The 13,489-nt window shown below is 62.2% G+C and carries 13 protein-coding genes; 2 read left to right on the plus strand and 11 right to left on the minus strand.

Annotated features, from left to right (window positions below):
• Positions 1-19: 19 nt before the first annotated feature.
• Positions 20-2,677: a cation-transporting P-type ATPase gene (locus tag Q1B16_RS04785; protein ID WP_299785079.1), complete on the minus strand. Its 2,658-nt coding sequence runs from the start codon at positions 2,675-2,677 to the stop codon at positions 20-22.
• A 9-nt stretch (positions 2,678-2,686) separates the two neighbouring features.
• Positions 2,687-5,074: a phosphoenolpyruvate synthase gene (gene ppsA / locus Q1B16_RS04790; protein WP_299785080.1), complete on the minus strand. Its 2,388-nt coding sequence runs from the start codon at positions 5,072-5,074 to the stop codon at positions 2,687-2,689.
• Positions 5,075-5,201: 127 nt separating this feature from the next.
• Here ppsA and Q1B16_RS04795 point away from each other — a divergent pair, with 127 nt between their 5' ends.
• Positions 5,202-5,552 carry a hypothetical protein gene (locus tag Q1B16_RS04795; protein WP_299785081.1) on the plus strand — a complete coding sequence of 117 codons (351 nt, stop codon included), beginning with the start codon at positions 5,202-5,204 and terminating at the stop codon, positions 5,550-5,552.
• A 102-nt stretch (positions 5,553-5,654) separates the two neighbouring features.
• Positions 5,655-6,599, plus strand: a complete 945-nt coding sequence (locus Q1B16_RS04800; RefSeq protein WP_299785082.1) for a 1-phosphofructokinase family hexose kinase — start codon at positions 5,655-5,657, stop codon at positions 6,597-6,599.
• Positions 6,600-6,645: 46 nt separating this feature from the next.
• Here the strand turns inward: Q1B16_RS04800 and Q1B16_RS04805 are convergent, their stop codons facing one another.
• The 9 genes from Q1B16_RS04805 to Q1B16_RS04845 form a co-directional block, all read right to left on the minus strand.
• On the minus strand, positions 6,646-7,137 hold the full coding sequence (locus Q1B16_RS04805; RefSeq protein ID WP_299785083.1) for a hypothetical protein: 492 nt from the start codon (positions 7,135-7,137) through the stop codon (positions 6,646-6,648).
• Positions 7,134-7,481, minus strand: a complete 348-nt coding sequence (locus tag Q1B16_RS04810; protein ID WP_299785084.1) for a hypothetical protein — start codon at positions 7,479-7,481, stop codon at positions 7,134-7,136. Before Q1B16_RS04810 ends, Q1B16_RS04805 begins: the two co-directional genes overlap by 4 nt.
• A complete protein-coding gene (locus Q1B16_RS04815) occupies positions 7,481-7,972 on the minus strand; it encodes a hypothetical protein (protein WP_299785085.1) in 492 nt (163 codons plus the stop codon). The genes Q1B16_RS04810 and Q1B16_RS04815 overlap by 1 nt, the downstream gene beginning before the upstream one ends.
• 14 nt (positions 7,973-7,986) lie before the next feature.
• Positions 7,987-8,442, minus strand: a complete 456-nt coding sequence (locus tag Q1B16_RS04820; protein WP_299785086.1) for a hypothetical protein — start codon at positions 8,440-8,442, stop codon at positions 7,987-7,989.
• 91 nt (positions 8,443-8,533) lie between these two features.
• Positions 8,534-8,884: a hypothetical protein gene (locus tag Q1B16_RS04825; RefSeq protein ID WP_299785087.1), complete on the minus strand. Its 351-nt coding sequence runs from the start codon at positions 8,882-8,884 to the stop codon at positions 8,534-8,536.
• Between the two features lies 1 nt (position 8,885).
• Positions 8,886-9,296 (minus strand): hypothetical protein, encoded by a 411-nt coding sequence (locus tag Q1B16_RS04830; protein ID WP_299785088.1) that lies wholly within the window; start codon positions 9,294-9,296, stop codon positions 8,886-8,888.
• 313 nt (positions 9,297-9,609) lie between these two features.
• A complete protein-coding gene (locus tag Q1B16_RS04835) occupies positions 9,610-10,443 on the minus strand; it encodes a CPBP family intramembrane glutamic endopeptidase (protein ID WP_299785089.1) in 834 nt (277 codons plus the stop codon).
• A 463-nt stretch (positions 10,444-10,906) separates the two neighbouring features.
• Positions 10,907-12,694, minus strand: coding sequence for a serine hydrolase domain-containing protein (locus Q1B16_RS04840; protein ID WP_299785090.1), 1,788 nt, complete (start codon positions 12,692-12,694; stop codon positions 10,907-10,909).
• Positions 12,695-12,777: 83 nt separating this feature from the next.
• Positions 12,778-13,485 (minus strand): hypothetical protein, encoded by a 708-nt coding sequence (locus Q1B16_RS04845; RefSeq protein WP_299785091.1) that lies wholly within the window; start codon positions 13,483-13,485, stop codon positions 12,778-12,780.
• Between the last annotated feature and the right edge of the window lie 4 nt (positions 13,486-13,489).

The raw sequence follows: 13,489 nt of genomic DNA on the forward strand, positions 1-13,489 counted from the left end.
CGCGCTCTGTAGCAGCACCTCATCGCGCCGAAAACGCGATGAGCACCTGCCCGAAGATCAGCGGCACCACGCTCATCCCAGCCGCGACCGCAAGACCCGCGAGGTTTGGCGGTGGCAGATCGAGCACCAGTGAGAGCCCCGGTATCCAGACGGCACCGGCGATCAACACGAGGCACAGAGCGATCGCGAGCCAGACGAAGATGTTTCGCGTGATCTCGTTCAGGAACAACCCGTCGTTCGGTTTGCGAACGTTAAAGACGTTCCAAAGCTGCGCCAGGGCAATCGTCAGAAAAGCCACCGTGATCGCTTCGCTCTGCCCAAGCTGGAGATGGAACTGGGCAAGGGCGTAGGCCCCAAGCGTTGAACACGCGATCACAAGGCCAAGCACCGAAATCCTGACCCAGGTTTTCCTGTCCACGATGGGTTCGCTGGCATCGCGCGGTGGTTCCTTCATGACCGTCGCATTGCCCTGACCCAGACCAAGCGCGAACGCCGGGAACACATCCGTCACGAGATTGAGAAACAGGATCTGCAACGGCAGCAAGGGCGCCGCCATCCCCAACCCGAGGGCAAACGCCACGACAAGAACTTCGCTCACGTTGCAGGACATGAGGTAGACGACGAATTTCCGGATATTGGCAAAGATGATGCGGCCCTGCATGACCGCGTCCGCAATCGTGCCGAACGCATCGTCCAGAAGGATGATATCCGACGCTTCCCGCGCGACCTGGGTGCCGCGCTCGCCCATGGCGATGCCGATATCCGCCTTCTTGAGCGCGGGGGCATCATTCACCCCGTCCCCTGTCATCGCGATGATCCTGCCCTGCGATTGGTGAAACGCGACAAGGGCCAGTTTGTTCGCCGGAGCAAAGCGCGCGAAGACCCGTGCGGTGTTGAGGCGCTCCGAGAGGGCGGAATCCGGGTGTTTCGGATCGAAATCCTGTAGCAGCTGGCCTTCCACCACGTCAGGATCGGCGTCCACGATCCCGGCCTCCACAGCGATGGCGGCAGCGGTTTCCGCGTGATCCCCGGTGATCATGACGACGTCGATCCCGGCACCCCGGCAGGCCGCGATGGCGGCAGGCACGTCCTCCCTCAAAGGATCGGCAAGACACACGAGACCGATCCACTCGAGGTTTTCGAACGGATCGCTGTCCGAGGCGTCAACGCCGCGCTTGGCAAGCCCCAGACATCGCAGACCTCGCGCCGTTTCGGTCCTTGTCTTGGCCAGCCAGAGCGCCTTTGCTGCATCATCCATCGCCGTCGAACCGGATGGCGTGAAGATCGACGCGCATTGCGCGATCACAGCCTCCGGTGCACCTTTGACGAGCCGGATGCCGCCGTCGCCGCCGTGGTGATCGGTCGCCATCATGAGCCGGTCGGGATCGAACGGGTAGGTTTTCGTCACGTCGCCGACGTCACAATCCACCAGCGCGTCGAACCCCGCGATCTGTGCCGCCCGCAAGAGGGCAAGCTCCATCGGGTCCGCCGATGTCGCGGTACTGTTTTCAGCCCCCGCCGGGACGGAATTGCAAAGCGATCCGACGCAAAGCGCCCATCTCAGCGATGCGTCGTCCAACCGGGCAGGGGCGCCTTTGCCCGACATCTCGACCGGGCCGTCCGGCAGGACGTAGCGCTCGACCTCCATCCGGTTCTCGGTCAGCGTCCCGGTCTTGTCGGTCAGGATCATGTTGGTCGATCCCAGCGTTTCGACCGACGAGAGCCGGTTCACCAGCGCGTTGCGCCGCGCCATGCGCAACATGCCCCGCGCAAGGCAGAGCGTTGCGACGATCGGCAAGCCTTCGGGGATGGCGGCCACGGCAAGCGCCACACCGGTCTGGATCATGTCGGCAAGGGGCTGCTGCCTCAGCACCCCGAGCGAAACCGTCAGGACCACCAGTACCAATGTGAGACCGATCAGCCGATGGCCCAAGCGGTCAAGGCGCTTTTCAAGGGGCGAGGCCTCGTCATCGACGCTTTCGATCAGCCGTGCGATCTGCCCTATTTCGGTGTCCATGCCGGTGGCGACGACCACCGCCTCCGCCGCCCCCTGCGTCACCGCCGTGCCTTTGTAGGCCATCGACGTCCGGTCGTTCAGCACCGTTTCCTTGGCGACCGGTTTCACGGTTTTCGGAACGGGTACGGATTCCCCCGTCAACGTGGATTCGTCACAATGCAGGTTCGAGGACGAGACCAGTCGAAGATCGGCCGACACGAGGTCGCCTGCCTCGAGCAGCACAATGTCACCGGGCACCAGATCCTGGATCGGGATGTCGAAGACCTTGCCCGACCGGCGCACCCGAGCGACGACCTCGGCAATCGCGTAGAGAGCCTCCATGGACCGTGCGGCCCGGAGTTCGGTGACAAAGCCGATGGTCGCGTTGATCAGAAGCACGAGGATGACGGCCACTGCCTCGACATAATCGCCGAACATGATCGACAGCACGGCCGCAGCGGCAAGAAGCCAGACCACGATGCTGTTGAACTGATGCACGAGAATGCGGAACGGGCTTTTCGCCCGCGTACGCCCCAGCAGGTTCGGGCCGTACCGGACGCGCCGCGCAGCCGCGTCTGCGTCGCTCAAGCCTTGCTCCGGATCCACCTTAAGCCTCGCCGCGACATCGGCCGCGGGAAGAGCAAAGGCGTGGCTCAAATGTGTTTCGATCGGATCACTCACACCGCAACATCATCGTTCACGTTCTGCATCCGCGACGTGCGTCTTGACCTTCAGGAAACTGTCCGGAGTCACCGATATGGAGTCGATGCCGAACTCCACCAGCGTGCGGGCAAACGCCGGGTAATTCGACGGCGCCTGACCACACAGCCCGACCTTCGCCCCGGCGCCATGGGCCTTTTCGATGACGGTTCGGATCATCCACTGAACGGCGGCATGGCGCTCGTCGAAAAGCGGCGCAAGCCTGTCGCTGTCCCGGTCGATGCCAAGGGTCAGCTGGGTCAGATCGTTCGATCCTATCGAAAACCCGTCGAACCGTTTGGCAAAGTCTTCGGCAAGAATGACGTTCGACGGAACCTCGCACATCACGTAGATCTGCAATCCGTTTGCCCCGCGCACCAGCCCTTCCTCGGCCATCACCGCCAGAACGCGGTCCGCTTCTTCGGGGGTGCGACAGAACGGAACCATCACCAGCACATTGTCGAACCCCGCTTGTTCGCGCAGCCGGTGGATGGCCCGGCATTCAAGACGGAACCCATCGACATAGGCCGGGTCATAATACCGCGACGCGCCGCGCCACCCGATCATCGGGTTGGACTCGACCGGCTCGAATTGCCGCCCGCCCAGAAGGTCGGCATATTCGTTCGTCTTGAAGTCGCTCAGCCGAAGGATCATCGGGTTCGGGTAGGCGACGGCGGCAATCCGGGACAGTCCCAGCGCCAGTTGGTCCACGAAGTACTCGGCCTTGTCGTCGTATCCCCGGGTCAGGGTTTCGATCTCGTGCCGTATGTCCGCATCGCGGATGTCGTCGAAATGCAGCAGCGCCATCGGATGCACGCGGATCGTGTTCGAGATCACGAATTCCATCCGCGCCAGTCCGACCCCGTCCATCGGAAGCCGCCACCAGCGCGCGGCTATCGCCGGGTTGGCGAGATTGAGCATGACCTTCGTCTTGGTGTCCGGCACCGCATCGAGGTTCAAATCCTCGATCGTGAATTCGGCATGGCCTTCATAGACCTGACCTTCATCGCCCTCGGCGCAGGATACGGTCACTTCCTGCTGGTCGTGCAGGACATGCGTCGCATCCCCGCAGCCGACGATGGCGGGAACCCCCAGTTCGCGGCTGACGATGGCCGCGTGGCTGGTTCTGCCGCCGTGATCGGTAATGATCGCCGAGGCCCGCTTCATGACGGGCACCCAATCGGGGTCCGTGGTCGACGTGACAAGGACCGAGCCGTCCACGAAATCGTCGATGTCCTTCACGTCCTCGATCAGACAAACCCGCCCCGTCGCGACCTGTTCGCCCACGGACAAACCGGTGGTCACGACCGGGCCGTGGGCTCCGATCGTGTAGCGTCTCAATGTTCCGGCAGCGACCCGCGACTGCACCGTCTCGGGGCGCGCCTGCACGATGAAGAGCTGGCCTGTGTTCCCATCCTTGGCCCATTCCATATCCATCGGCTGCCCGTAATGGTCTTCGATGGTGGCGGCTTGCCGCGCAAGATCGAGCACCTCATCGTCCGAAAGAACGAACCGACCGCGTTCGGCCTTCGAGGTGGGCACGTTGCGGACCGGGCTCGGGGCGTCCTTTCCGGCATAGATCATCTTGATCTCTTTCGCCCCGAGCTTCTTTTCGATGATCGGCGTGACGCCCGCCCTGGCAAGGAAGGGCTTGTAGACCTGAAATTCGTCCGGCGTGACCGCGCCCTGAACGACGTTTTCGCCCAAGCCCCAGGCCGCGCTGATCAGGATGATCTTGTCGAAACCGGTTTCCGTGTCGATCGAGAACATGACACCTGACCCGCCGATATCGGAGCGCACCATCTGCTGAACCCCGACGGAAAGCGCGACATCAAGATGATTGAACCCGCGCAGCTTGCGGTAGGTGATCGCGCGATCCGTGAACAACGAAGCATAACACTTGCGACACGCCGTCAGCAGATCGTCTTCGCCTGACACGTTGAGATAGGTTTCCTGCTGCCCGGCAAAGCTGGCATCCGGCAGATCCTCGGCAGTGGCGCTGGAGCGGACCGCGACAGACACGTTTTGCACACCCGCCCGTTTGGACAGATCCTGATAGGCGGCCCGGATCGCAGCCTCGGTCGATGCGGGCCAATCGCCGGTGATGATTGTGTCCCGGATCCTCTGACCCGCGACGTGCAGGCTGATCTTGCCCGCGTCGTAATCCGCGAGGAAGGCCGCGATGGCCTCGGTCAGATTGTTCGCTTCGAGAAACATCCGGTACGCGTCGGACGTGGTCGCGAATCCGGGCGGCACCTGAATGCCCTTCGCTCCCAGTTCCTGCACCATTTCGCCCAGCGATGAATTCTTGCCACCGACCAGAGCGACGTCTTCGCGGCGCAAATTGTCGAAGGAAATGACCTCTTTCGTCGGTGTCATGGACTCACCTCGCGTGCCTGGATCTGGAGACAGTTTATCCGGGGCACGCTTTGGAACATTGATCTCTGTCAACGCTCACCGTCGCGCAACCCTGCATCGTGATCCCAAGCCATGGAAGGAGAACGTCATGAACATGGAACTCGCAACACTGGCGGAAGACGTTGAGGCGGCGCTCGTCCTCGAGGAGGATCTGGCCGACCGCGTCCTGTCGGTAATCAACGGACTCAGCTCCGAGCTTGACATCACGCGCGCCGATCTGGACTCCACCGATCAGGTGCTGGCCCTGATCTACGCCGCGCGGCCCGGATGGAGCGTGTCCATCAAGGGCACGGCAACGTTGCCGAACGGCCATTGGCGCTGCACGCTCCGAAAATCGGCCTCGCGGGACAATGATGAATATCTCGGCATCGGACGCGGACCGACTTTGCCGCATTCCTTGCTTGCCGCGCTCATCAAGGCCCTCAGCTTCAGCGCATGAGGCGGGCAGGGGGGAAAGGGGTCTGCGATGGAAAACAGGACAAACCAGTCTGCGGAACGTCGCACCCTTAGCTGCTCTCTGGTTTCATGCTAGAGGGGTGACATGAACCGCGTCCTGACCATCACCACGAACCCGGCGGTCGATATGGCCACGACGGTCGCGCAGGTGATCGCCGGTCCCAAGCTTCGCTGCAAGGCGCCCCGATGGGATGCTGGCGGCGGCGGCGTCAATGTCGCGCGCGCGATCAGGAAGCTGGGCGGGGACAGCCTTGCCCTTGTAGCCGTCGGCGGCGCGCTGGGCGAGAAACTGCTCGCGCTCCTTGCTGCGGAAGAGGTCGCCGTTGAGCCCGTGCCCGTCTCCGCCGAGACGCGCATCAGCTTCGCGGTCACCGACGAGGCGTCGAACGACCAGTTTCGGTTCGGCGTTCCGGGTGACAGGCTCAGCGCGCAAGACGCTGATCTGCTCCTGACCCGGATTTCCGAGGCCGCAAAGGGGCACACTCTCGCGGTGTTCAGCGGCAGCGTGGCACCGGGCCTTCCCGATGACTTCGTCGGACGGATCAACACCGCACTTGCCGCAGGGGCTACGCGCCTCGTGGTCGACACATCGGCGGCCGCATTGACGCACCTGCTCGACCACCCCGAACGCGTCCACGTCCTGCGCCTCGACGGGGCCGAAGCCGAAGCCGCCGCAGGGCACCCGCTGACCAGCATCGAGGAAAGTCGACGCTTCGCGAAATCCCTTGTCGAAAAGGGCGTCGCCGAAATTGTCGTGATGGGGCGGGGTGCTGACGGGTCCGTCCTAGTATCGCACGATGCGCAAATCCACGCTTGGGGCCCACACGTCGAGGTCCGCAGCAAGATCGGCGCCGGAGACACCTTTGTCGGTGCCTTCTCATTGGCCTTGTCACAGAACGAACCTGTGCAGACCGCGCTCATGCGCGGCGTCGCCGGAGCCGCCGCAACGGTCCAGACCGAAGGCACGGCCCTGTGCGACCGACAAGAGGCCGAAGCCCTTTTCGCCCAGTGCCAATGGGTCGAGATCTGAGGGTGAGCCAAAGAGGGAACCGCGCCGGATCATCGCCCCAGGCGCTTTAGTAAGGCACGTTTCGCCGCAGCCAGTCGTTGATCAAGTCGGCGATCTTACCCGGCCCGTCGCCCGACACGCCCCAACCGGACAGCGGAATGCGTGTCGCGGGCCGGGTATTGCGGAAGACCAGCATGACCTTCGCGGTTGCGCGCTCTTCGGCGGACGTGTGGCTGCGCTCCAGTTCGGCGCTGTCGAGCGCATCCAGCGGATAGTCGTCGGTCCGCGCGCGAAAGCGCGACTCGCGGTGAACGGTGGCACGGTTGGTCTGCTTGTCGAGCGTCAGGATCGTGCGTTCCGACAGGGCGACGTATCCCAGCAGGAAAGCCCCGTTGAGACCGACCAGCAAGACCAGCCCCGTCACGATCTCGCCCCCAAGCAGATGCGCCAGTCCGAACAGCGTGATGGGTATGACGGGAAGCATCACGAACCACAGAATGAATCGTGGGATCGCCAGTTCGATCTCGAACCGTTCGGGCGTATCGGTCCGGGCGATCATGTCAGGCTGTCCTTCCGCATGGATGACAACCAGGACGTGATAAGGGCGGCCATGCGGTTCACATCCTCGGGATTGGAGCGGGCCATCGGGATAAGCGTGTCGTGCTGTCCGTCGTCCGTCTTCTGCACGAGGTACAGTTCCACACTGCTTCTGCCGTTACGCGGCGCGTAGCGCATGCGCGGCTCCACGCGCTCCAAAGCGGCAAGGGCCAGCGTCTCTTCCGTCTGTCCGCGCAGCGAGGTCTGGCGCAGCCGCGTGCCGCGAGCAAAGCGAAGCTCGATCTCGAACACAGTGTCGCTGTCCTCAATCACACGCAAAGGCTCGGCAATAAGCGCGCCGGGCATCATGGCACACCCAAATTCGTGTCGATCCGGCCTTCGACGGTTTCGCAGGTCGCGGGGGCGTCGCCGCGGCACAGGATGGCGGTGAAACTTGCCTCCATCCGTCCCGCGCCGTCCAGATCCAGCCGCTCGAACCGGACCTGCGGCGGCTGTGCCGCGCCCTCGCTTTTCCACGCCGGGCCGGCCGCGCCTTCGGGCCTCATGTCGATGGTGAGTCCTGAGGGCGCCACCCCTGCCGAAGGGTCGCCCGTAAAGATGAGCCCGACATAGACATCGCCGTCTCCCGCCGCGTGCAGATCGATCATGGTCAGCGGACCGATATCGTTCACTTGCACCGTGGATGCACCGTCGTCGGTCCGCAGCACCTGCCAGGTCAGGTCGGCGCCGCCAAGCCGCGCGGTCACAGTTCCGATTGCATCGAGGGCAAATACCGGCTGGGCAACGCTTCCCACCGCGATCAAAGACGCCGTTGCCACATGGTATATCTCTCTCATCCGTCCCGCGCGCATCACTGAACGCTCCCGTCAAGACCCAGCGATGCCAGCGACGCGTCCGGCACGTAGCGTGCGGGCGCGCATTGACCCTCGGAACAGGCGCCGATGGTCAGGCTGCGCCGGGTCAGGTCCGGATCGCAATCGACGATAGTGGCATTGCCCAACCCGGTGTAGGTGATCATGCCGTTCTGCCGCACAAATGCAGTCGACGGACCAAGCGCCGGGATCGGCAAGTCATAGCTGTTGGACGTGCCGAGCGCGGGCTCGGTGACGGTGATGCGCCGTTTGTGCGGCGCGATGCCTTCGGGGTAGGTGACGCTGAAGCCGACGATGCAAAACCCCGCGCGGTCCTGCTTGACCGGGGCAAAACTCACGACCCCGGCGGGCGGCGCGGAGGCGCTGCTTTGGTCGTTTGGAACGCAGGCGGCCAGCAGGATAGCGGCCATCAGGAACGGGACGATGCGGGTCATTCGGGTGCTCCAATGGTGACGTGCAAAAGCGCGATCTCGATCCGGCTCTCTGTGGAGTTCGAAGCGTCGAAGAAAAGGGTCGTGGCGCGCATCATTCGACCTCTGGTTCAAGGCCGGGGCAGGGAGAATAGCGTTCGGCCCAGCCATTGCCGATAACGATCAGATCTCCGCCCATGCGGGTCATGAGCAAGGTGCGTTCCCGCCAATCCTGCCCTTCGCCGCGGCAATCGGCCCAATAGAGAGTCGCGTTCTCCCAGCCCTCGACGGAGCGCGGATCGCTCAGGCGGCAGCTCGACTCGTAGTAGACAATTTGGTCGCCCTGTAGCGTGACACGCTGATCGCTGACCGGGGCGGCGCAGTCGAAACCGTCGTAAACGCCCTCGGGCGGCATTGCGCCAACAGGGCCGGAGACAAGGATCGCGGCAAGAGCGGCGCAACGCATGTCAATCCAACTGCTCAAGCTGCGCATTGAAGCTGAGGGTGACGGGCCGGGTCGCTTGTTCGGGCCCGCCGGTGATCTCTCCGGTGACGGTGCCTGCAACGGCAACAAGCTCGCCTGAAAGCTCGAAGGTATCGAGTTCTAGCGTGAGGCTACTCTCATCACCTGCCCAGTTGCGCCCCATGTCGCGTGCGAAAACGATGTCGAGTGTCACTTCACCCGGGTCCGGCAGTTCGCCGTTGAACGAAAGCGTCAGCATGATCGGGCCCTGTTCGCTCTCCATCTGCGTGGCCGCCAGCGAGACATCGGCATATGTGCCGATGATCGTGGCACCCGAAAGATCGGCGGAGACCGGAAGTTCGACCGGTACGTCCCCGAAGCTGCCGGTGACGAGCCCGCCAGGGTCCTGTGCCACGGCGCTTCCTGCCAGAAGGCCGACCGAAAGACACAGGACGTGCGAAAATCGTGGCATGTGAATCATTGGACCTATCCGGTTGGTTGCAGGCAAAGATTAGACGCGAAATCGACATCTCGCCAAGTTCATTTGACGTGGGCGCATTGTATTTTGGCGTGCCACCTGAGAGTGGACGCGCAGATCGCGAAGCGATGCGTGGCACGAGATCGCCACAGCGATCACTGTCACCGAGGGGCAGCCGCAATTCCGGAACGTGTTGATGCGCGATCGGGCTCACAAGAGCCTATCGTCGTACCCCGCGCCAGTTGCCAAGTCAGGATGGCTCATCGCGCGGAACGACCCCGGTCACCGCACCCTCGCGCGTGAACATTGTCTTGCGGTTCAGCCACACCACGACGACCGCCACCACGACGAGGATGCGCGTGTCCCAAGGCTGTGCGTCGGGCCAGAACGGTATGATCAATTGCCAGTGAAATAGCATCGGCAAAAGCAGACTTCCCCGCGCGCTATTGAAGATCGGCGTCACCAGGATCGCAAGGGTGACGTTGCCGATGAAAAAGGGCAGGAACGACCAGTTCTCATAGACGACGCCAGCTAGGTAGAAGGCGGGCAGATGCCAGACGCCCCACGTCGCCCCAAGGATAGCCCCGGCCCAGAAGGGGGCCACATGGCGTTGCAAGAGAGGCTGCGCGACGCCGCGCCAGCCGAACTCCTCCATCGGGCCGAGAAACAGCATCATGAACATCAGTGCGACCATGGCACCCAAGCCCTCGGGCGGAATCGGGGCCAGCAGCGGTCCGCCCTTGATCACCGACCCAGCCATGAAGACGACCGGGATGCCCACGAGGATGAAGGCCCACCAACCGGGGGCGCAGCGCCAATAAAGGAGTCGCGACAGGAAAGCACGCAGGCCCGTCATTCCGCCAAACGCGAGAACGAGCAGAATGCCCGTAATGCCGGGCGCCCATGTGGCGAGGAAGTACAGTGGGTGGCTGCCGCTCATCTCGCCGAAGGTCGCTGTCGCCTGGTCAGGAAAATAGATGTAGCTACCGATCACGCTCCATGTGACGCCGAATGTCAGAACGACGAAAATCGAGAGAGCGTAGGACGGCAAGCTCGGTTTCGGACTGTTTGCAACAATAGGCACAGGCGAATCCTCCAGACGTCAACTGTAGTCTGAAATTGACCACAGTGTGATCGAACCCGCCTGGATTTTCACTGATCGCTCGAAGGCCCCATCCTCGCGTCATACGGCTTTTCTCCCGCCAAATGGCGATCTGGGCAAGCCAAGTGAATGCGCCGTCTTTGCGCTTTTGCATGTTAATTTAGATGGTGGGTATTCAGGTTATATTTCAGGAGCTTGCATTATCCCGTGTGCAGACTGTGTTTACGTTTCGATAGCTTGGTTTCGCACCGCGTCGCACGCATTTCGGTTTCCCTCAGGTGGATCATCGATGCCATTCTGGCTGGCGACAGCCGGATGGCTCTTGTTTCGACTTTAAATTGATCTCTCGGGAATTAAGCGCGCAGTATCTGCGCCAACGATCGCTTGTTCGTTACACAATTGCGGCCCCGGACGGATGCCGGGGCCGGTCAATTCGCTTGCGTCGTCAGTCCCAGGCGTCAGGCCAGTAGTCGAGGTCCGAACGCAGGGCGGCATCCGCTACCGCGATGACGATCCGGTCCATCAGGTCCGACGCGCGTGCACCGGCGTCTTCCGGCAGATCGCTGGTGTTCGTGGCCAGCGCGATGTGGATCCCCTTGAGATTGCGGCCGCTTGCAGAGGAATAACTCGGCGGAAAGACGTTCACCCGGGCAAATCCGCCGCCGATGGATCCGGTGTGCCAGAGCTTGCCGTAGCTGTTCTTGAACGCCATCTTGTCCATCTCAGAGGAGGTGTATCGATTTGCGAGCTCTGTAGTAATCGCGAGAATACCTTGCGCCGAACTTGTCCAGCCCCCGGCCGCCAGACCGGTCGTGGACTGCTGGAACGGCAGCTTTGTGTGGCTTGATCCTGTGCGTCTGTAGGCAAAACTGTCATTTGCGTCGGGCGTCGCCTTCTGGGCGCGGACCTTGCCCTTCAACCCCATCGGTCGCAGGTACTGGTTGACGGTATAGTCTTCATAAAATGTGCCCGTCAGTTCTTCGATCAGAAGCGTGGTCAGCCCCATGCCATGGTTCGAGTACTTGTAATCATGACCCGGATCCCAGAGCAGCGGCCGGGTGCTCAGGAAATGTCGATGGATAAGGTCATAGGTGACTTCGCCGCCTTCCAGAAGGGCCGGGAAGGTGCGCTTCGTCGCCTCTTCGTCGCCGCTGCCGGCGAAGCCGCTGGTGTGATCCATCAGGTGCTGGACGGTTATGTCATGATAGCGGTTGCGGAAACGTCCCTCGTAGGGGTGACTGTAATCATAGGGTGCGCGGCGGGCACCGAGGTCGCGCCGATGACCTGAGAAGGCCTTGCCGGTCGAGGCCCAGGCATAGACCGAGCCGTCGCGCGACATGCCCAGCCCCCGGATTCTGTAGCGTGTTTCGGCACCGCCGGGGATGGCGTAATGCTGGTACCGGAAATGCTTGCCCAGACTGTGCGAAATCCCCGCGCTCACCGTGCCATCGTCATAGAAAGCATAGGTCCGGCTGTCTGATTTGGAGATCGTGATGTCCAGCACGTCGTGAATGGATTTTCGGTCGCCGTCGAGGCCGGTCGGAAACGTCACATCGATGTCTTCGCGATGTGCGGCGAGATTTCGGGAGGCCCCGATGCTCAGGGTCCCGTCCATCCAGTAGGCATAGACCTTGCTGTCCGGCGCAATGGCCACCGCCCTGAGATCCCGTGGCCTCTTGTCTTCCGGACCGCGAAAACTGCGCGGTGGGAGGTGCGCATCGAGATCGTCCGAGGTGCCGACGCTTACCATTCCGTTATCGTACCATGTATAGACCTTGTCGTCCGGACCGATTGCCATGGCAAGGATCGGCTGAAACCGGTCGATGGAGACGCGCTGGTAGCTGTTGTATCTCTTGCCCAGAATGCCGCTTGCGCTGTAGACCTTGGCGCTCGTGGTCTTTCCGTTTTCGGCAAGCGCCTGCCATGTCGCGGGTCCGGAGATCACCGCCTTCGAGACCGAACCGATGCGGGTGCGAAAGTCATGGCGCATCGGGTGCGTCGCCGAACTGTCGCCCGCCTTGCGCGCGAGACCGAAGCCCTTGGAATAGAGCAGCCGTCCGTCGCGTGTCACCGCCACGGTCAGGCCGACGATGCCTTCGTTCTGTCGGAATGCCTCGATTTGGCTGTCGATCGCGTTCGAGAGATTGGCCGGCCCGAAACCGGACTGGGCCCAAACAGTACCCGGTGACAGAAGCGCCAGCGAGACCGCGATATGATGCAGAGGTTTGAACATTCTGAAAATCCTTCAAATCAATAGGTGTCGGCCTCTCCGGCCAGAGTGCCGCAGAGTTTTTACGTGCGTGGTGCTTTGACCTGTCAGCCCCTTTTCAGTCGTAGGCCGACCATCAGTCCGAGACCGCTCAGAAGCATCAGCAAAGGTGAGGGCAACGGAACCACCGGCACCGCGATCCCACTCACATCGAAGCGATAGGTGTTGAAATCGTCACCCTGGGCCCGTGCGAAAATACTGATCTGCCCGCTGTTCTCGAAGGCTGTCGCATCGGTCTTGAGCGCGATGGGATAGCTTTCCTCCCTCACGCCGCTGAACAGATTGTTGATCACAAGCGGAAAACCGAAGCCAAAATCAAGCGTTTCGCCGTCCGCAGAGCGCGACGCGGTGGTCGGTCCTCGGTCCCCGGGGGCGTCTGTAAGGTAGTTGGCGTCGATAGCGAAATTTCCTAAGCCGAACATCTCGACCCGATCCACCAGCAGGTTTCCCGCGGTCACGTTAGCCCCGAAAAGAATACGCGGCATGAAAACCATCGTGCCATCCACCGCCGACCTGACCACCCGGTTCTGCACTTCGAAGCGGGCAAACAGAAATGGAAGGTCCGGAACGCCGACGTTGGGTGTCGAGACAATCGTATCCTGTATGACGACACCGGCAAGTTCCGGGTTGGCAGCGGCAGTTGTGCCGGTGACAAGAATACTGTCTCCAGGGGCCAGTGTGGCTGCGCCCACCGCGCTCGCGGACAGGATCGCAGCGAGAGTGGACAGGGCTGAAAACCTGAAATGAAATGACATATGT

The organism is uncultured Marivita sp., assembly GCF_947488135.1.
GTDB lineage: Bacteria > Pseudomonadota > Alphaproteobacteria > Rhodobacterales > Rhodobacteraceae > Marivita.

What these genes read in the sequence shown, in the direction of transcription:
- Q1B16_RS04815 (WP_299785085.1), bottom strand. Translation starts at nt 7,972, where the DNA reads ATGAGAGAGATATACCATGTGGCAACGGCGTCTTTGATCGCGGTGGGA.
- Q1B16_RS04820 (WP_299785086.1), bottom strand. Translation starts at nt 8,442, where the DNA reads ATGACCCGCATCGTCCCGTTCCTGATGGCCGCTATCCTGCTGGCCGCC.
- Q1B16_RS04840 (WP_299785090.1), bottom strand. Translation starts at nt 12,694, where the DNA reads ATGTTCAAACCTCTGCATCATATCGCGGTCTCGCTGGCGCTTCTGTCA.
- Q1B16_RS04825 (WP_299785087.1), bottom strand. Translation starts at nt 8,884, where the DNA reads ATGCGTTGCGCCGCTCTTGCCGCGATCCTTGTCTCCGGCCCTGTTGGC.
- Q1B16_RS04805 (WP_299785083.1), bottom strand. Translation starts at nt 7,137, where the DNA reads ATGATCGCCCGGACCGATACGCCCGAACGGTTCGAGATCGAACTGGCG.
- ppsA (WP_299785080.1), bottom strand. Translation starts at nt 5,074, where the DNA reads ATGACACCGACGAAAGAGGTCATTTCCTTCGACAATTTGCGCCGCGAA.
- Q1B16_RS04845 (WP_299785091.1), bottom strand. Translation starts at nt 13,485, where the DNA reads ATGTCATTTCATTTCAGGTTTTCAGCCCTGTCCACTCTCGCTGCGATC.
- Q1B16_RS04795 (WP_299785081.1), top strand. Translation starts at nt 5,202, where the DNA reads ATGAACATGGAACTCGCAACACTGGCGGAAGACGTTGAGGCGGCGCTC.
- Q1B16_RS04800 (WP_299785082.1), top strand. Translation starts at nt 5,655, where the DNA reads ATGAACCGCGTCCTGACCATCACCACGAACCCGGCGGTCGATATGGCC.
- Q1B16_RS04810 (WP_299785084.1), bottom strand. Translation starts at nt 7,481, where the DNA reads ATGCCCGGCGCGCTTATTGCCGAGCCTTTGCGTGTGATTGAGGACAGC.